The organism is Sutcliffiella halmapala (genome assembly GCF_050107295.1).
Lineage (GTDB): Bacteria > Bacillota > Bacilli > Bacillales > Bacillaceae_I > Sutcliffiella_A > Sutcliffiella_A halmapala_A.
In genome coordinates, this window is the sequence record NZ_JBNIKR010000006.1 from 128548 (window position 1) to 145814 (window position 17267).

The following is a 17267-nucleotide window of genomic DNA, read 5'->3' on the forward strand; positions in this document are numbered from 1 at the left end:
GGGGATTAATAATGTCGGAAGCACCTATTAGACCTATATCCAAAGGCGCTTGGTTTCGTATTGTATTCCTAGTTCTTGCACTGGTCAATCAGGTTTTGGTAATGATGGACAAATCTCCGATACCTGTAAATTCCGAGCAATTGGAACAGCTTTATACATTAATATGGACAATTGTCGCATCGGTGATTGCTTGGTGGAAGGACAATGACTGGTCGAAAAAAGCAAGACAAAGAGTCAAATAAAATACAGAACGCAAAAAGAGCCAACAAATGCTGTTGGCTCTTTTTGCGTTCTGTTAATGGATATTACGATAAACCCCGATCACTTTACCAAGTATGCTCACGTTCCGAACGATGATAGGATCAAGCGTGGAATTTTCCGGTTGAAGACGGATATAGTCTTTTTCCTTGAAGAAACGTTTAACAGTTGCTTCATCATCCTCAGTCATCGCAACGACAATATCCCCATTATTGGCAGACTGTTGTTGGCGAACAATGACATAGTCACCATCCAGTATTCCAGCTTCAATCATACTGTCTCCCATAACTTCAAGCATGAAAACCTGCTCATCTGGTGCAACGTAACGGTCAGGAAGAGGGAAATAGTCTTCGACGTTCTCGATGGCAGTGATAGGTTGGCCAGCAGTGACTTTACCGATAATAGGTACATTGACAGCTGCAATTCTAGGTGTCATTTCGTCTTCCATATCTCTGATCTCAATGGCTCTTGGCTTGGTAGGGTCACGACGGATAAGCCCTTTGCTTTCCAAACGTGCAAGATGTCCGTGTACTGTGGAGCTCGAAGCCAGTCCTACCGCTTCTCCTATTTCACGAACGGAAGGGGGATAGCCTTTTTCCTGTACTTCTTTTTTAATGAAATTCAGGATATCTTGTTGCCTTTTTGATAGTTTCATATTCCGCACCTCTATCATTAATATTATGAATAGTATAGCATGTTCACCTTAAAAATACAAACATAAGTTCGAATAATTGACAGGAATATTTGTTCGCTTGATAATAAGTAATCTAGATATTTATAGGGGTGGTAACGATGAAGGGAATCATCTATTGCCGAGTGAGTACAAAGAAAGAAACACAGGAATCGTCACTGGTAAGACAGAAGGAAGAGCTCCTCATGTTGGCCGAAAAGCACAACATTGAAATTGTGGAAGTAATAGAAGAGCAGGCTAGCGGTTTCGATTTGGATAGGGAAGGGGTTTTCAAGATCATCGAGATAACCTCCAACCAGGAAATTGATGTCGTCCTGATACAGGATGAGACACGCTTGGGGCGCGGAAATGCCAAGATTGCATTCTTGCATTGGCTGAGTAAGCATAAGGTGAAGATATTCACCATCACAGACAATGGGGAGGTGTCGCTGTCGGATTCAGATTCCATGGTCTTGGATATAGTAGGGATTGTGGAGGAATACCAACGTAAATTGCATAACCTGAAAATTAAAAGGGGGATGCAGCGGGCAGTCCGGAATGGATATGATCCATCCAAGAATCTTTCCAACCTGAATTCGAGCCCGGGCCGCGAAAAACTTGATGTTCCAGTGGAGGAAATTGCAAGGCTCCGTAACAACAAGCTGACCTTCCATGAGATTGCGGCTACACTAAGAGGGCTTGGGTATGATGTCTCCAAGGCGACTGTCCATAGGCGCTATAAGGAGTATATGGATGAGAAGGACGGCGGTTTGCTTGTAAAAAAAGATTCCCTCTAGTAAGATTAAAGCATATGTTAACTAGGATGAAAGAAGGTTTTTACATGCTATCAAAAGAAAAGATCGCAAGAATTAATGCATTATCGAAGAAGTCCAAAGCAGAAGGTCTTTCAATGGAAGAAGCTGCTGAGCAAAAAAAGCTTCGCGAAGAATATATCAAGACTTTTCGTGCTTCTATGGATAACACGCTCCAATCCGTCACCATTGTAGATCCGGAGGGCAATGACGTTACACCAGAGAAGCTGAAGGAAACAAAAAAGAATTTAAAGCATTAATCGCTTTTTTTCAGAACATTGGAACATACTATTTATGATAAAATATAATTTTTCCAATAAAAAATCAGATAAAAAGAAAGGATGGAATTGATGACACACAATATAGATCAACTTTCCATTAACACAATTCGTACATTATCTATCGATGCAATCGAAAAAGCGAACTCTGGTCACCCTGGAATGCCGATGGGTGCGGCTCCTATGGGATATTCCCTTTGGACAAAATTCATGAACCATAATCCAAAGAACCCGAACTGGTTCAACAGGGACCGTTTTGTATTATCTGCAGGTCATGGCTCCATGCTGTTATATAGCCTATTGCACTTGGGCGGATATGACCTATCCATGGATGACTTGAAGGAGTTCCGTCAATGGGGCAGCAAAACTCCGGGACATCCTGAATTTGGCCACACTGCAGGAGTAGATGCAACAACTGGTCCACTTGGACAAGGTATTGCGATGGGTGTTGGAATGGCAATGGCAGAACGTCATCTTGCAGCCACTTATAATAAAGAAGATATGGAATTAGTCAATCATTTTACATACAGCATTTGTGGAGACGGCGACTTGATGGAAGGTGTCTCTGGTGAGGCGGCATCCCTTGCTTCCCACTTGAAGCTTGGCCGTTTTATCGTTCTTTATGATTCCAATGATATTTCCCTAGACGGTGATTTGGACCGTTCCTTCTCCGAAAGCGTAGAATTGCGTTTCAAGGGATATGGCTGGCAGGTCATCCGTGTGGAAGACGGCAATAACCTGGAAGAGATTGCTGCGGCAGTGGAAGAAGCAAAGAGCGACCTAAACCGCCCTACACTTATTGAAGTGAAAACGACGATTGGATTTGGTTCACCGAATCTTTCCGGTAAGTCTGATGTTCACGGAGCACCACTTGGAGCGGATGAACTGAAGCTAACAAAAGAAGCATACAAATGGACGTTTGAACAAGATTTCCATGTTCCGGAAGAAGTATATACACATTTCCGTGAAACGGTAGCGGAAAAAGGGCAACAGGCTGAAGCGGCATGGAATGAACTATTTGATTCCTACAAAGCGAAATACCCAGAGTTAGGGCAACAGCTTGAAGCGGCAATCAAAGGTGAATTGCCTGAAGGCTGGGATTCTGAGATTCCAGTATACGAAGATGGAAAAAGCTTGGCTTCCCGTGCTTCCTCCGGTGAAGTGCTGAATGCAATCGCTAAGAAAGTTCCTTATTTCTTTGGAGGTTCTGCCGATCTTGCGGGCTCCAATAAAACGAATATTAAAAACGAAGCGGACTTCACAGCGGAAGACTATAGCGGGCGCAATATCTGGTTCGGTGTACGTGAATTCGGAATGGGTGCGGCGTTAAACGGTATGGCACTGCATGGCGGACTAAAAGTGTACGGTGGAACGTTCTTCGTATTTTCCGATTACCTGCGTCCAGCAATCCGTTTGGCGGCACTTCAAAATCTGCCTGTAACATATGTCTTTACTCATGATAGTATTGCGGTGGGTGAAGATGGGCCGACACATGAGCCGATCGAACAATTGCCATCACTGCGAGCTCTGCCGAATCTTTCTGTGATTCGTCCGGCAGACGGTAACGAAACTGCGGCTGCTTGGAAAGTGGCAATGGAATCAGAAAAAACACCAACTGCGCTTGTATTGACTCGTCAAAATCTTCCTACGATCAAAGGAACAAGCGAGACTGCTCTAGAAGGCGTGAAAAAAGGTGCATACGTGATTTCAAAAGCACAAAAGGAAACTCCGGATGCGTTAATATTGGCAACCGGATCCGAAGTCGGTTTGGCTGTAGAGGCACAACAGGCTCTTCAACAGGAAGGCATCGATGTTTCAGTTGTAAGTATGCCATCATGGGACCGCTTCGAGCAGCAATCCAAGGAGTACAAAAACTCCGTATTGCCAAAAAATGTGAAAAAACGTCTTGGAATCGAAATGGCAACTCCACTTGGATGGGAACGCTACACTGGTGATGAAGGGGATATCCTCGCAATCAACACATTCGGTGCTTCTGCTCCTGGTGAAAGAATCATGAAGGAATATGGCTTCACTACTGAGAATGTAGTTGCGAGAGTGAAGGCGCTATTGGATAATTAATATACTGGAAAAGAGCTATGCGAACATGCATAGCTCTTTTGAGTTTTCAAAGAAAAGATAGTTTATGTTGGAGAAATCTAATCTTTTCGACACCGTTCAACAAAAGTAGTCAATAGCCGCTCCATCAACAGACAAATCTTTCCTCTATCATTCCTTATAATAAAATAAAAGAGGATGTTAGGAGGGTTTTGATTGCGCCATTATATGATCTATCTCATAGAGGAAGAAATTGCGAAGCATTATGCGGGCAATGAATTGAAATTATTTCAGCTTTTTCAGCAGTATGAACAAGAAGATCAACTTCAGGATGTAGTGAAGCAGCAGGTGGATTACATCACCATACCCATACCGACCTTCCCCCTCCAGCAGGCGATAGAAACTTCCATGAAAAAAATAGAAGGTTACCAGTCACAATCCTATCAGCACAAAATAGAAAAAAGAGAATCAATAGCGAAATTGTCGATTTTTGAAAAATATTTGAAGCTATCCTCCTCTGGGTCTTTTGAATCAGAGGCGATGTTCTTTGAAGTTATTAGAAAACAGGCTCCTTTCTTCCTCGCTATCGATACCAAATCTGGACGGTTTGGCTGGTTGCAGCCGATAAAACAGAGAAAATATGTCTAGGGTATAGAGAAATTAGCGGAAAATGTTGTATAATGATAGTTGGTTTAGTACACTACATTGGTAGACATAGTTTAGAGGAGGAAATGTTAGATGTCAGATTGGATTTGGATTCTGATTGTAGTTCTGGCACTTATCGCTGGAGTTGCACTAGGATTTTTCATTGCTCGTAAGTACATGATGACTTACCTGAAGAAAAACCCGCCGATTAACGAGCAAATGCTTCGCGTGATGATGATGCAAATGGGAATGAAACCATCCCAAAAGAAAATCAACCAAATGATGAAAGCAATGAGCAACCAACAAATGAAATAAACGATAGGGCACTCAGTCAAATGAGTGCTTTTTCTTTTGGCTTAACTTTGTTAATGTAAAGTATTTCCTTTTTTAGAATCTAGCTATTGATTGGAGCAATAGGCGAAGACTCCGGCGGGTGTTGCGTTTAGTGGAGACCCCGCAGGCTTGCCGAGGAGGCTCCACAAACGCCCCTTGGGTCGCTGCGCCTAGTGCGGAAATCAATAGCGGTGTTTAATGGAGCTTTTGAATAAAATAAGATGAAATAATCTTCCTAAATATTAGAATTTTTGCTAAACTATCTAAGTTGAATATAGATAAGTAAGAGATGTAACGGGGGAATACGATGAGTATTTTTAAAGATCTATGGTGGTTTTTCAAACTGGAAAAGAAATCTTATATACCAGGGGTATTCATGCTTGCTCTTGTTGCCCTACTCGAGCTTGTGCCGCCACGTATCGTCGGGATGACTGTCGACTATATTGCTGAAGGAGAACTGACAAGGAGCTTGATTTGGCAGTTGATGCTCATCCTTTTGGGAACGGCCGTCATCGTATATATTTTAAGATATCTCTGGAGAATCTTGATCTTTGGTCCTTCAGTCAGGTTGGCAAGGTTGCTGAGAAACGATCTGTATGAACATTTTACAAAGATGTCACCGAGTTTTTACCAAAGACGTAGAGTGGGAGATCTGATGGCTCACTCCACAAATGACCTGCAGGCAATTCAGCAGACTGCAGGGGCCGGAGTTCTGACATTGGTCGACTCCCTGATGACCGGCGGATTCGTATTGATAGCAATGGCCACGACCATCAGCTGGAAGCTTACCCTAATCTGCCTGATTCCTTTACCTTTCATGGCCGTTTCCACTAACTATTACGGAACGCTACTGCATCGTACCTTCCATAAAGCTCAAGGAGCATTTTCTTCACTGAATGATAAGGTGCAGGAAAGCGTCAATGGGATAAAAGTAATTAAAACGTTTGGTCAGGAAAAAGAAGACATCGAGGAGTTTAAAAAACAGGCGGAAGATGTTGTAAAGAAAAATGTTACGGTAGCAAAGATTGATTCATTGTTTGATCCGACGATTGGTTTGATTATCGGAATATCCTTTTTTCTGGCTTTGGCTTTCGGGTCAAACTATGTACTGCAGGGAGAACTGACAATTGGGGAGCTTATTGCCTTCACCACGTATCTTGGGCTGTTGATCTGGCCGATGCTTGCTTTTGGATGGCTATTCAACATCGTGGAGCGGGGACGGGCATCCTATGATAGAGTTACATTGCTGTTAAAGGAAGAGATGGACATAAAGGATGTAGCCGATCCGAAAATCGAAGTTCCATCAGGCGATATCATTTTTAATGTCAATTCGTTCATTTATCCTAATGAGACGGAGCCGCTCCTGAAGGGGATTCATTTTTCGCTTAAGCAGGGGGAGACGCTTGGGGTAGTGGGTAAAACCGGAAGCGGAAAAACTTCTCTGTTAAAAGTGTTAATCCGTGAATTCAACGGAGTGGAAGGAGACATTACAATTGGCGGACATTCTGCGCATAGCTTTTCTCTTGAAGCTTTAAGGAGGGCAATTGGCTATGTACCGCAGGATCACTTCCTGTTTTCTGCAACTATTGCTGATAATATCGCTTTTGCCGTTCCGGAAGCTTCCTATGAAGAAATTATTCATGCTGCAAAACTCGCGAACATCCATGAAGATATTATCCAGTTCACAGACGGTTATCAGACCATGGTAGGCGAGCGGGGAGTATCGCTGTCTGGAGGGCAGAAGCAAAGGTTGTCCATAGCCAGGGCGCTATTGATGGACCCTGAAATCCTGCTTTTGGATGACTCACTATCTGCGGTGGATGCCAAAACGGAAGAGAGCATCTTGCATGCGTTAAAAGAAAATCGCCAAGGGAAAACAACCATAATCACCTCACATCGATTATCTGCAATCGGGCATGCACATCTGATCCTGGTCATGGATGATGGAAGAATTGTACAAAGTGGGACACATCCGGAGTTGATGGAGGAAGAAGGCTGGTATCGTGACATGTACCACCGCCAGGCATTGGAATCCCTAGTGGAGCATGGGGGCTAAAAGATGAACAATCAAACATTAACAGCTAAACAGCAGAGAATCGTACTTAAAAGACTATTATCCTATACTAAACCGCATACAAAGCAGTTTATTTTTGCTTTCGCCTTATTGGTAGTGGCAACAATCGGTGAGATTGTAGGTCCTCTGATCATCAAAGTATTCATAGATGATTATTTGACACCTCAAGTGATGGAGAGGGGACCTATCATATCCCTTGCAGCTCTCTATTTAGGAATCCTCGTACTCAAGGTGTTTGTCACCTATTTCCAGCTACTAAAGTTTCAGGAGATTTCACTTAAAATAATTCAGGAAATGAGGATAGACATATTCTCGAAGGTGCAAAGCCTTGGCTTGAAGTTTTTTGATAAGACACCTGGCGGTAGCATCATTTCACGAGTGACAAATGATACAGAAGCCATCAAGGATATGTTTGTTAGTGTCATTTCCACCTTTGTCCAGAACGGTGTTTTCCTTATCGGAATATTTATTGCCATGTTCTACCTGAACGTCAAATTAGCGTTGATCTGCCTTCTCATCATCCCTATCATTTTCGGGATCATGGCAACCTACCGCCATTTCAGCTCGAGATTTTATGCTGATATGAGGGAAAGGCTCAGCCAGCTTAATGCAAAACTTAACGAGTCCTTGCAGGGGATGTCCATCATCCAGGTGTTCAGACAGGAACGCAGGCTTCGACGTGAATTTGCCGAGATCAATGACGCACACTATCAGGCGGGAGTCAAAAACATCAAACTAGATGGACTATTGCTCCGCCCGGCAATCGATTTTGTGTATATGCTTTCATTGATTCTTGTGTTAAGTTACTTTGGAATTTCGTCGATCGGCAGTGTAATTGAAATTGGCGTGCTCTATGCCTTTGTCAACTACTTGGGGCGTTTTTTCGAACCTGTGAACCAGATGATGATGAGGCTATCCATGTACCAGCAGGCAATCGTATCCGCTTCCCGGGTATTCTCTTTGCTTGATGAAAAGGAATTGGCGCCAAAGGCCATGCCAATGCCAAGAGAAGAAAAGTCTGTAATCCATCAAGGGGAAATCGAGTTCAAAAATGTGACCTTTTCCTATGACGGAAAAAGGGATGTGCTTAAAAATGTATCCTTTAAAGCGAGACCAGGGGAAACCGTTGCGCTTGTCGGGCATACAGGAAGCGGTAAAAGCTCAATCATCAATCTACTTATGCGTTTCTATCAGCTTGAAAAAGGAGAAATCCTTTTGGAGGGTGTGTCATTGAACAATTTTGAAGATGCGGAGCTCCGGAAGAAAATGGGGTTGGTCCTGCAGGATCCATTCCTTTTCTATGGAACCATCAATCATAATATTCGATTACACGATTCAAGTATTACAGAGGATGAGATTGTGGAAGCGGCAGAGTTTGTCCAGGCTGACAGCTTTATCCGAAAACTGCCGGACCAGTATGAGCAGCTGGTAGTGGAAAGAGGGGCAACTTTCTCAAGCGGGCAAAGGCAACTTGTCGCTTTTGCAAGGACCATTGCCACAAAACCGAAAATACTTGTGTTGGATGAAGCGACCGCCAATATTGACACAGAAACCGAAGAAGCTATTTCATCGGCGCTCGAAAAGATGAGAAAAGGTAGAACCACCATCGCGATCGCCCACCGACTATCGACCATACAGGACGCAGAGCAGATACTTGTGCTCCACCAGGGAGAAATAGTGGAAAGGGGAACACACAAGGAACTTTTGAATCAAGAGGGCCTCTATCATAAAATGTACCTTCTCCAAAACGGCCAGCCTGATAAAGTGGAAGACGTAGTGGGATATTCTTAAAAGATCCTCGCTAGAGAAATAATAGTGTCAACTGACAAAGCTTAAAAAGAAAAGAACCATCATCAACAGATGGTTCTTTTCACTATGTAATACTATGATTATTTAGGTACAATTAAGTGGTTATACTTATTTAATAGAATATCTAGTTCCTGGCTTATCTTTAAAGTTTTAGAAGAGGACATTCCGTATTTTGCAACAATATCTATTAACTCTATGCGTTTTTTCTCGATCAGTTGTAAAATCTCTTGTTTAGTAGCCAATGTTGGTTTTCCTTTCTTCTTCCAATTCGTATCATTATTATACAAGAATCCGATAGGGAATTCAAAGAATATTTTCAAGTTAATGGTACTTTAATGATTGTCATACCATTGAAAGACATATAAGCAAGATTGTCATGTTTTCGTCATAGAATGTTAAGAGTATACTCAATTTATATCGATGGAATCTGATACTATTAAGAAAGATATTAAAGTGTAGGAGTAGTGATAGCATGGAAGCAGATGTAACTTTATTATTGGCGTTTGGTGCAGGATTTTTATCTTTTATTTCACCATGTACGCTGCCGATATATCCGGCGTTTCTATCTTATATTACCGGTGTGTCTGTGGGGGAACTGAAAGATGAGAAAGGAATGCTGCAAAAGAGAAGCATTTTACATACGCTGTTCTTTCTAATAGGCTTTTCGATTATTTTCATTGCATTAGGTTTCAGTACCTCGTTCATCGGAGAATTTTTCACTCAATATCAGAATCTGATCCGACAAGTAGGAGCAATTCTTATTATCTTTTTTGGATTTGTCATACTTGGTGTATTCCAACCCAAGTTTCTTATGCAGGACAAGAAGTTTTTATTTAAAAATAGACCTTCCGGCTTTATTGGAACCGTCTTGATAGGGATGGCATTCGCTGCGGGTTGGACGCCATGTACCGGTCCGATCCTGATCAGTGTTATGGCTCTGGCAGCCTCCAATCCGACTTCCGGTGTTATCTACATGACAGCGTATGTGCTCGGCTTTGGGATTCCATTCTTCATCCTATCATTTTTCATTGGAAAACTTGGTTGGATTAAACGTAATCATGTACTGATCATGAAAGTCGGGGGTTATGCGATGATTATGATGGGTATTCTATTGTTTTTTAACTGGATGACAAAAATCATTGCCTGGTTTACCAGAATTACAGGTGGATTCCAGGGATTTTAATAGGGGACAATATAGTTTTTAGTTGCTTCCTTCTCCTAAAAAGAGTAAAGTAAAATTGGATATATAGGAAAATAAAAACTTTTTTATAGGACATAAGGAGGATTTCTGCGGTGGCTAATGTTTTAGTGGTGGATGATGCAAAATTTATGAGGCTAACAATTAGGAACATTTTAACAAAAGCCAACCACACTGTTGTCGGGGAGGCCGAGAATGGAAGAGAGGCTGTTTCACTTTATCGTGATTTTCAACCTGACCTCGTGACAATGGATATTACCATGCCAGAAATGAACGGAATAGATGCGGTTCATGAAATCTTGCGTCAGTTTCCGAAAGCAAAAATCATCATGTGTTCAGCGATGGGGCAGCAGCGTTTAATAGTGGAAGCGATAGAAGCCGGTGCCAAGGATTTCATCGTAAAGCCTTTTGATGAGAACAGAGTGTTGGAAGCGGTTAAGAGAGTACTAGGATAATAGTCTGATAAACTGTCATTTAAGCTTTTGCTGAATGGCAGTTTATTTTTTTATTATGAAAGTATAAAGGCTTTTTATAATCGCTTTTATTATTTCGTTTTTTCGGTATAATAGTAAAGGGAAAAAGTTGTGAAAATAAGGGATGATTTTAGTGCAAACAATTCTATCTACGATATTCGCTGTATGTATGGCTCTTCTAGTCATCTTTATTAGAATGAAGGCAGCAAAAAGGCCTTCATCAGTGAAAAAAATTATATTACCTCCAATCTTTATGAGTTCGGGAGCTTTAATGTTTCTGTTTCCTGAATTTCGGGTGAGTTCTTTGCAAATTATCGAAGCGCTTTCGGTAGGGGCGGTTTTTTCCATCTTTTTGATTAAAACCTCCAAATTCGAAATCAGGGATTCTGATATTTATTTGAAGCGCTCGAAAGCATTTGTTTTTATTCTATTGGGACTGCTCGTTATCCGGATTGTGATGAAGCTGGTGTTAAGCACGACTATAGACATCGGAGAGCTGACAGGTATGTTCTGGCTGCTTGCCTTTGGGATGATTGTACCATGGAGAATCGCGATGTATGTCAAATATAAGAAGCTTGAAAATGCGGGGTTTCCGCCAACGATAAAAACCTCGGTGTAACCGAGGTTTTCGTTTTTAGAATAGGTGCTGATATGGGGTTTGGTCGATGTTTAGGTCTCTTAATTTTTTTATGAGAAATTTATGATCCCGTTTAGGAGTTGCCAGGATGTACCCTCTGACTACATGCTCTCTAGTGATGGCGGGAGCTTTTTCTTTAAAGGCAAGCTCACCTATTTTACCAGCGATCTTCTGTCTGGCGATATCGCGAAAGAGTTCAGGTACCGGTGAAACGAGCTCCTCCAATAGGGATTTTAAATCCTCAGGCCACATGTGTCGGGTTTCTTTGATATAATAATCCTGCCAATCCAATTCGGACCAGCCGTCCTCTTTTGGCAGACGTTTTAAAAATTTGCGAAACATGAAAAATCCGCCAATGGCCAACAAACCAACCATCGCCACTACCCAAAATAAAATTAACCATAAAAACCATCCGGTTAACATGTTCTTTCCCTCCGAACTCGTTAACATTCTTGTATTATTATACCCGAAACTATTATAATTGCACTAGTAAAACACTGATACTATTGAAATTAATATGAACGATACATTTAATATAATACCCACAGTTATTTGGAGGTGGCCGCATTGAAAAAAATTGGAGCTGTAATAGGAAATATGGGAAAGACGGAAATCATCTCTTCTCGAGTATGTCCGAAATGCAATAGGGAAGTCAAACGAGTTCGCATGCAGATAATTGGTGGCGAGAACAAAGGGAAATGGCAGGAATTCGAAAATGAATGTGATTGCCGTTTGGCGCAAGAAACGATGGAAGCGGAAAAACGACGAAAGCACAAATACTTTGAACAGTTTTGTATCGTTCCAAGGGAACTAGAAGGTGCAACACTCGAAAACTTCAAAGTGGAATATGCAAGTCAAGGCGAAGCGTTGGAGAGTACCATTGATTTCTTTGATAAGTTTACCGGAAAAGAGAACCTGTATTTCTATGGTAGGACCGGACGTGGTAAGACGCATTTGGCCGTTGGATTGTATAAATATTTCAAACAAAATAACATTACGGCCATGTTTTTTGATGTGCCTAAGCTGATGGACACCATTGTGGCATCCTGGGAAAATGACTCCGGCTACTCGGAAAGCAGATTCATGAAGGCGATCGCAGATGTGGATGTGCTCATCCTGGATGACCTCGGAGTGGAGCGTATCAGTGAATGGGTCGATCAGACAATCTATTCCATTTTGAATCAGCGCCAAGGAAAGAGCATCGTCTTTACATCCAATATACATCCGGGTGATTTAACCAAACGTTACGGCGAAAGAATAGCTGACAGAATTAAAAATAAGATGAGTCAAAATCAATTGATCTCCATTGTCACGCCGGAAAGCTACCGAACCAAAGATTTGACCATGTTTAAAGATTAAGCATAAACCTTTTTAAACTCCATTAAGCTGGCTTAGTGGAGTTTTTTTTTTGAGGAAATTTAGTTTTTATGCAACTTTTGGAATCTCCATTCGACTATTCTGTTAGAAAAAATTAAAGAGGGTGACAGAGTGAATTGGGAAGAACTTTATTATAAATATAGTGACAGAGTGTATCAGTTTATAATGATGATGGTGGGAGACGAAGAAATTGCAGAGGATTTGACGCATGACACCTTTTTAAGAGTCAAAAATTCTCTGGATAAGTACAGGGGTGATGCCAGCTACTATACATGGATCATCTCGATTGCAAGACACATCGTCTATGACCATTGGCGCAAGAAGAGGATTATCCGCTTCATCCCCCTGGCTGCGAGCAAGCCAGGGGCAGATTACCGCACTCCAGATGAAATCCTTCAAAAAGGGGAGGAAATTAGAGAGTTATATGAAGCGATGAAAAAATTGAAAACAAATTATCAGGAAGTAATTATTCTAAGAAAAATCCAAGAATTATCAATAGAAGAAACATCATTGGCTCTGGGCTGGTCTGTCAGCAAAGTGAAATCCACCTTGTTGAGGGCTCTGGCAGCGTTGAAAACCGAATTAGTAAAGCGAAGAGAGGGCGGATCTGCAAATGAACAAACAATGGCTTGATGGGAACCTATCAAACGAGAATTTCAGAGAACTTGGCAACTTTACCAGATCGGACGCAAATCGCAACAATACTTTTGTGAAGTTACAAAAAACTACAAGGAAATCTGCCATTCCTTATAAATATTATTTTAAGTTAGTAGCTACAGCAGCTATTATGTGTGTGCTTCTTGCCCCGACTATAATGAATCTATTTACAGGAGATCCGTCCTCCAATGCAGGAGATGCGACTGAAGTGACTGCTATTTATGGTGTCTCTGGACCGTTGAGTTATACCTATGATAAGGAAGATGACTTTGAAAGAAACAATATAATCGGGGAGGCTTTGGCAAATCCTCAAAAAGAAGCATCCAACGAATTTTCTCCCGATTTCGCGCCAAAAATGCTGACCATACATTATGATAATGGGGAACAGAAAACATATTCAGTCTGGATCAATAGTTGGCTGGAAGGGGAAACAGCATATTATGAAGGCATCTATATGATAGAATCAAACCCTAAAAAATATGAACTGGCACCTGAAATAGCAGAAACCATTTTCCAAGCATTCACAAATTGAAAATTATCGTACTAATAGCCGGTAAAAAATATCGGCTATTTTTTGTTAATTTGTCTTTTTTTGCAAGAAATAATGGTAAAATAATTCTAAATAGATAGAAAACTATAAGGGGTGCTAGGAAAATGGAATCAGTAAAACAGTTAAAGCGGAAAATGTCCGATGTCATTATAGGAAAAGAAGAAGTGGTAGAGCTCCTCTTTAATGCCTTAATCAACAAAGGTCACGTACTTCTTGAAAGTGTTCCGGGTACTGGGAAAACCTTGCTTGCGAAAAGTTTTGCGAAAACGGTGGAGGCGGATTTCAAACGCATACAGTTTACTCCTGATGTTCTGCCAAGTGATGTAACGGGGATTCAATTCTTCAATCCAAAGGAACAGACTTTCGAGCTTCGTCCAGGACCGATTATGACCAATATCCTTTTGGCGGATGAAATTAACCGGGCAACGCCAAGAACACAATCGAGTCTTCTTGAGGTGATGGAGGAACGCCAGGTCACAATCGATGGACACACGCTTCCAATCCCTGGACCATTTATGGTGGTAGCGACACAGAACCCAATCGAATCCCAACAGGGAACCTTTCCTCTTCCTGAAGCTCAGATGGACCGTTTCTTTATTCAGCTTGATATGGGGTATCCAACATTTGAAGAAGAAAAGCAGATCCTGAACAGTTACAGGGAGGACGACCCGATCCAGCATTTAACCGCTTTATTTTCTAAAGATGAAATTTTAGATTTTCAACAGGATGTTAAAAAAGTGAAAGTATCTTCGGTTGTAGAAGATTACATATTGGAAATTGTCCATGCGACCAGAAGCCATGAGGAGATTGAAGTGGGAGTCAGTCCCCGTGGTACTTTGGCGCTGATGAGAGCTGCACAGGGCAGTGCCTATATCAATGGCAGGGGATATGTTCTACCTGAGGACGTTAAAAAGATGTCACCTTATGTGTTGAGCCACCGTATCGTCCTTACGATGGAAGGCTCCTTGAAGAAAACGAACAAGCAGATATTGAATGACGTGCTTTCGCGTGTGACGGTTCCAGTGGAGGCGACAAATTAGAAATGGGAACTTGGAGTCAACAAATTGATAATCTGAACCATCATAAATATCTTCGAGCAGCGGCTTTTGTGCTGATGTTTGGTGGTATGCTGAGTGGAAATGCCATTTTCTTTTTTATCGGAAGCCTTTATATGTTTTACTTCCTGGCATGCTATCTTTATCTTGACAAGGTGGGCAGGAAACTGGAATTTACGATTGTAGAAGAGCAAATTAAACTTTTCCCGAATGATGAAGGTAAATTTACAATTAAACTCGAACAACACTCCCGATTGCCGATCTTTTTTGGCAATATCCTTCTCGCAGTCGATAAAAACGTGAAGTTTCAGACTGGAGACGAGAGAAAACAGATGAGTATATTAAAAATACCTTTCTCCCTCATGGGTAAAAGTGTCCTGCTTATAGATGTACCATTTACGGCACATTCCCGTGGTGTGGCGAAAATCAGGCGGGTTGACATAGACATCCGCCATTTCATGGATGCAGGCAAGGTGTATCGCCATAAGACTGATCTTCAAAGATTTGAGACTGTGGTGTATTCCGATAGAAGAACCGTGTCAGGTATGGAAAGAATAGTTCCTCGAAATCAGGGAAGCTATGCAACGAAATCTTCCCTTTTCGAGGATATGACAACCATAGTGGGAACAAGGAATTATCAGAACGGGGATGCGTTCAATAAGGTGCATTGGAAAGCAAGCGCCAGAATGGCCAAGCTCCAAACGAAACTGCATGAAAGGAGCTCCCAGTTTTCCTGGTTGATGGTCCTGGATATCAGGTCCACAGACTTTGAAGAAAGATTGAAGGCTGTTACGTATTTGCTCCATCATGCTACAGCTAACCATATTCCTTTCTCTCTTTTGGTCAATATAAAAAAAGCGGGAAAACCTTCCTACTTTGAATTGCCCTCGGGTGAAGGGAAAAAACAATTGCAGATGGCGTTGACGTTTCTGGCAAGATTGCAATCCAATAATGTGGCTATCGGGATGGAATCCTTCGAAAGAATTACCTTTCAGCATGCATTGACTTCACCATATGTCATTATTTGTGCGGATCAGGAGCGTGTAGCCAGCTGGAAAATGCCGACATCCACTAAAGTATACAGCTTGGACTGCATAGACCAGCATTTCACACTAAGGCAATGGCGTTCCTATCACAGGCAGGAGGTGCTACATGGTTAACATCTGGAAGAATAGTCTTACCATGCTGTTGGAGCTGAATTTGTTTTTCTTTTTTATTTTGCTTTTCTACATGGACGCAAAAGCTCTTCCATCACTCCCTGGATTTTTAGTGGCCTATGCAGCGACGATTGGAATCTATATGCTGTTGTCAAAAAGACTTCCTGACACATATGTCTCCATCATGTTTGTTGCGCCAATTATCGCATTATTGGCGTACCTATTAAACTTCCACATAGCTGTATCCATTTTGATCGGTTTATTCTTGAGCTATCGTGGGTTTATGTATTTTATCCAGGAAAGACGATTGTCTTCCTTTACCTTGTTGATGCACTCTTTCTTCTGGATGCCCATCATATATGTTGGTGGAGTGGCGGTCGGTTATCCTTATGGTTCCACGTTGCTTACTTTGTTTGCAGGTCAGCTGGCGTTTGTCCTACTACTATATACCGGGGAGACACTGTTTTCTCTAAAGGGTAATGTTGCGATGCAGAAGAGCGTACTTACATCCACTGCTATTGTAATAGGGGTGGTCCTTGCTGTTGCAGCGATATTTTCCACCTTTGGGAAATGGCTGCTTGGCGGCGCATTCGGCTGGTTGGGAAGTGCTGTTTCTTTTATTGCAGGCATGATTGCCAGACCAATCATTTTTCTGCTTGGTTTGCATGACTGGACAGTGAAACCAAAAGGGCCAGTAGATGAAGGTGGAATTGAATTTGAGGGCGACCAGGAGCCCGAACCGGAAATGGTTTATGAACCAGGTAGCCTTTTTGATAATCCTTGGGTGCTGGCTGTAGCAGCTGTTGTGGTCATTACCGTCCTTTTTCTGATTCTTCGAAAAAAGCGTGTGGAGAAGGATGAGCAAGAGGTTATGGACCAAGCAACCTTCCTGACTTCCTTAACAAAGAGAAAAGACGGCTTCCGTTTTTCAAGAAGTGTTCAAAAACCTCCAGAGGATCAGGTAAGAAGGTTAATGTTCGATCTAGAAAAGCTGGCCAAAAAGAAAAACAGAGGCAGATACCCTTTTGAAACGTTAGAGGATTGGTTGAATCGCGAATCTTTTCTGAAACAGGAGTTTATGAAGCTGTATGCCAAAGTGAGATATGGTGAGCTAAAACTGTCTGACGAAGAACATGAACAATGCCGTGAAATGGCCCATGAGCTTCGGAAGACTTTAAAAGAATTGAAAAAAGCGGGCTGATGGTAAACATCGCATATTCCTTATTATA

Annotated in this window: 20 protein-coding genes; 17 read left to right on the forward strand and 3 right to left on the reverse strand. The window is 41.9% G+C overall.

Annotated elements, in window-relative coordinates:
• Nucleotides 1–11: 11 nt before the first annotated feature.
• Nucleotides 12–242 carry a phage holin gene (locus tag ACQCT5_RS11685; RefSeq protein ID WP_499642029.1) on the forward strand — a complete coding sequence of 77 codons (231 nt, stop codon included), beginning with the start codon at nucleotides 12–14 and terminating at the stop codon, nucleotides 240–242.
• A 53-nt stretch (nucleotides 243–295) separates the two neighbouring features.
• Here the strand turns inward: ACQCT5_RS11685 and lexA are convergent, their stop codons facing one another.
• The gene (gene lexA / locus ACQCT5_RS11690) at nucleotides 296–913 is read right to left on the reverse strand and encodes a transcriptional repressor LexA (protein WP_499642031.1); all 618 of its coding nucleotides are present in this window, start codon (nucleotides 911–913) and stop codon (nucleotides 296–298) included.
• Nucleotides 914–1050: 137 nt separating this feature from the next.
• Here lexA and ACQCT5_RS11695 point away from each other — a divergent pair, with 137 nt between their 5' ends.
• From ACQCT5_RS11695 to ACQCT5_RS11725, 7 genes are all read left to right on the forward strand, one after another.
• Nucleotides 1051–1725, forward strand: coding sequence for a YneB family resolvase-like protein (locus ACQCT5_RS11695; protein WP_499642033.1), 675 nt, complete (start codon nucleotides 1051–1053; stop codon nucleotides 1723–1725).
• Between the two features lie 44 nt (nucleotides 1726–1769).
• A complete protein-coding gene (locus tag ACQCT5_RS11700; RefSeq protein ID WP_386637340.1) occupies nucleotides 1770–2000 on the forward strand; it encodes a DUF896 domain-containing protein in 231 nt (76 codons plus the stop codon).
• Between the two features lie 90 nt (nucleotides 2001–2090).
• Nucleotides 2091–4097, forward strand: a complete 2007-nt coding sequence (gene tkt, locus ACQCT5_RS11705) for a transketolase (RefSeq protein ID WP_499642037.1) — start codon at nucleotides 2091–2093, stop codon at nucleotides 4095–4097.
• A gap of 192 nt (nucleotides 4098–4289) precedes the next feature.
• The gene (gene sirA / locus ACQCT5_RS11710) at nucleotides 4290–4721 is read left to right on the forward strand and encodes a sporulation inhibitor of replication protein SirA (RefSeq protein ID WP_499642039.1); all 432 of its coding nucleotides are present in this window, start codon (nucleotides 4290–4292) and stop codon (nucleotides 4719–4721) included.
• Nucleotides 4722–4811: 90 nt separating this feature from the next.
• On the forward strand, nucleotides 4812–5033 hold the full coding sequence (locus ACQCT5_RS11715) for a YneF family protein (protein ID WP_224840318.1): 222 nt from the start codon (nucleotides 4812–4814) through the stop codon (nucleotides 5031–5033).
• Nucleotides 5034–5358: 325 nt separating this feature from the next.
• On the forward strand, nucleotides 5359–7107 hold the full coding sequence (locus ACQCT5_RS11720) for an ABC transporter transmembrane domain-containing protein (protein ID WP_499642040.1): 1749 nt from the start codon (nucleotides 5359–5361) through the stop codon (nucleotides 7105–7107).
• Between the two features lie 3 nt (nucleotides 7108–7110).
• Complete coding sequence (locus ACQCT5_RS11725; protein ID WP_499642042.1) at nucleotides 7111–8916, forward strand: ABC transporter ATP-binding protein; 1806 nt, start codon at nucleotides 7111–7113, stop codon at nucleotides 8914–8916.
• 98 nt (nucleotides 8917–9014) lie between these two features.
• Here ACQCT5_RS11725 and ACQCT5_RS11730 read toward each other — a convergent pair whose 3' ends face one another.
• The gene (locus ACQCT5_RS11730; RefSeq protein WP_499642044.1) at nucleotides 9015–9254 is read right to left on the reverse strand and encodes an aspartyl-phosphate phosphatase Spo0E family protein; all 240 of its coding nucleotides are present in this window, start codon (nucleotides 9252–9254) and stop codon (nucleotides 9015–9017) included.
• A 152-nt stretch (nucleotides 9255–9406) separates the two neighbouring features.
• Between ACQCT5_RS11730 and ACQCT5_RS11735 the strand changes: the two genes are divergently transcribed.
• The 3 genes from ACQCT5_RS11735 (at nucleotide 9407) to ACQCT5_RS11745 (ending at nucleotide 11224) form a co-directional block, all read left to right on the forward strand.
• Nucleotides 9407–10117 (forward strand): cytochrome c biogenesis CcdA family protein, encoded by a 711-nt coding sequence (locus tag ACQCT5_RS11735; RefSeq protein WP_499642046.1) that lies wholly within the window; start codon nucleotides 9407–9409, stop codon nucleotides 10115–10117.
• Between the two features lie 110 nt (nucleotides 10118–10227).
• Nucleotides 10228–10587 (forward strand): response regulator, encoded by a 360-nt coding sequence (locus ACQCT5_RS11740; RefSeq protein ID WP_386637323.1) that lies wholly within the window; start codon nucleotides 10228–10230, stop codon nucleotides 10585–10587.
• A 142-nt stretch (nucleotides 10588–10729) separates the two neighbouring features.
• The gene (locus tag ACQCT5_RS11745) at nucleotides 10730–11224 is read left to right on the forward strand and encodes a CcdC family protein (RefSeq protein ID WP_499642047.1); all 495 of its coding nucleotides are present in this window, start codon (nucleotides 10730–10732) and stop codon (nucleotides 11222–11224) included.
• Nucleotides 11225–11239: 15 nt separating this feature from the next.
• Here the strand turns inward: ACQCT5_RS11745 and ACQCT5_RS11750 are convergent, their stop codons facing one another.
• Nucleotides 11240–11665 carry a DUF2621 domain-containing protein gene (locus ACQCT5_RS11750; RefSeq protein ID WP_499642049.1) on the reverse strand — a complete coding sequence of 142 codons (426 nt, stop codon included), beginning with the start codon at nucleotides 11663–11665 and terminating at the stop codon, nucleotides 11240–11242.
• Between the two features lie 144 nt (nucleotides 11666–11809).
• On the opposite strand from ACQCT5_RS11750, the gene zapE reads away from it, so the two are divergent.
• From zapE to ACQCT5_RS11780, 6 genes are all read left to right on the forward strand, one after another.
• Nucleotides 11810–12601: an AFG1/ZapE family ATPase gene (gene zapE / locus ACQCT5_RS11755; RefSeq protein WP_499642051.1), complete on the forward strand. Its 792-nt coding sequence runs from the start codon at nucleotides 11810–11812 to the stop codon at nucleotides 12599–12601.
• Between the two features lie 99 nt (nucleotides 12602–12700).
• Complete coding sequence (locus tag ACQCT5_RS11760) at nucleotides 12701–13252, forward strand: RNA polymerase sigma factor (RefSeq protein WP_499642369.1); 552 nt, start codon at nucleotides 12701–12703, stop codon at nucleotides 13250–13252.
• Complete coding sequence (locus ACQCT5_RS11765) at nucleotides 13233–13808, forward strand: hypothetical protein (RefSeq protein WP_499642054.1); 576 nt, start codon at nucleotides 13233–13235, stop codon at nucleotides 13806–13808. The genes ACQCT5_RS11760 and ACQCT5_RS11765 overlap by 20 nt, the downstream gene beginning before the upstream one ends.
• A 122-nt stretch (nucleotides 13809–13930) precedes the next feature.
• Nucleotides 13931–14866 carry an AAA family ATPase gene (locus ACQCT5_RS11770; RefSeq protein ID WP_499642056.1) on the forward strand — a complete coding sequence of 312 codons (936 nt, stop codon included), beginning with the start codon at nucleotides 13931–13933 and terminating at the stop codon, nucleotides 14864–14866.
• Between the two features lie 2 nt (nucleotides 14867–14868).
• Nucleotides 14869–16041, forward strand: coding sequence for a DUF58 domain-containing protein (locus tag ACQCT5_RS11775; protein ID WP_499642058.1), 1173 nt, complete (start codon nucleotides 14869–14871; stop codon nucleotides 16039–16041).
• Nucleotides 16034–17239 (forward strand): hypothetical protein, encoded by a 1206-nt coding sequence (locus ACQCT5_RS11780; protein WP_499642059.1) that lies wholly within the window; start codon nucleotides 16034–16036, stop codon nucleotides 17237–17239. The genes ACQCT5_RS11775 and ACQCT5_RS11780 overlap by 8 nt, the downstream gene beginning before the upstream one ends.
• Nucleotides 17240–17267: the final 28 nt, after the last annotated feature.

Excerpts from the sequence above, each read along its gene's own strand:
- ACQCT5_RS11685 (WP_499642029.1), top strand. The coding sequence starts at position 12 with ATGTCGGAAGCACCTATTAGACCTATATCCAAAGGCGCTTGGTTTCGT.
- lexA (WP_499642031.1), bottom strand. The coding sequence starts at position 913 with ATGAAACTATCAAAAAGGCAACAAGATATCCTGAATTTCATTAAAAAA.
- ACQCT5_RS11695 (WP_499642033.1), top strand. The coding sequence starts at position 1,051 with ATGAAGGGAATCATCTATTGCCGAGTGAGTACAAAGAAAGAAACACAG.
- ACQCT5_RS11700 (WP_386637340.1), top strand. The coding sequence starts at position 1,770 with ATGCTATCAAAAGAAAAGATCGCAAGAATTAATGCATTATCGAAGAAG.
- tkt (WP_499642037.1), top strand. The coding sequence starts at position 2,091 with ATGACACACAATATAGATCAACTTTCCATTAACACAATTCGTACATTA.
- ACQCT5_RS11715 (WP_224840318.1), top strand. The coding sequence starts at position 4,812 with ATGTCAGATTGGATTTGGATTCTGATTGTAGTTCTGGCACTTATCGCT.
- ACQCT5_RS11720 (WP_499642040.1), top strand. The coding sequence starts at position 5,359 with ATGAGTATTTTTAAAGATCTATGGTGGTTTTTCAAACTGGAAAAGAAA.
- ACQCT5_RS11725 (WP_499642042.1), top strand. The coding sequence starts at position 7,111 with ATGAACAATCAAACATTAACAGCTAAACAGCAGAGAATCGTACTTAAA.
- ACQCT5_RS11735 (WP_499642046.1), top strand. The coding sequence starts at position 9,407 with ATGGAAGCAGATGTAACTTTATTATTGGCGTTTGGTGCAGGATTTTTA.
- ACQCT5_RS11745 (WP_499642047.1), top strand. The coding sequence starts at position 10,730 with ATGATTTTAGTGCAAACAATTCTATCTACGATATTCGCTGTATGTATG.
- ACQCT5_RS11750 (WP_499642049.1), bottom strand. The coding sequence starts at position 11,665 with ATGTTAACCGGATGGTTTTTATGGTTAATTTTATTTTGGGTAGTGGCG.
- ACQCT5_RS11765 (WP_499642054.1), top strand. The coding sequence starts at position 13,233 with ATGAACAAACAATGGCTTGATGGGAACCTATCAAACGAGAATTTCAGA.
- ACQCT5_RS11770 (WP_499642056.1), top strand. The coding sequence starts at position 13,931 with ATGGAATCAGTAAAACAGTTAAAGCGGAAAATGTCCGATGTCATTATA.
- ACQCT5_RS11775 (WP_499642058.1), top strand. The coding sequence starts at position 14,869 with ATGGGAACTTGGAGTCAACAAATTGATAATCTGAACCATCATAAATAT.
- ACQCT5_RS11780 (WP_499642059.1), top strand. The coding sequence starts at position 16,034 with ATGGTTAACATCTGGAAGAATAGTCTTACCATGCTGTTGGAGCTGAAT.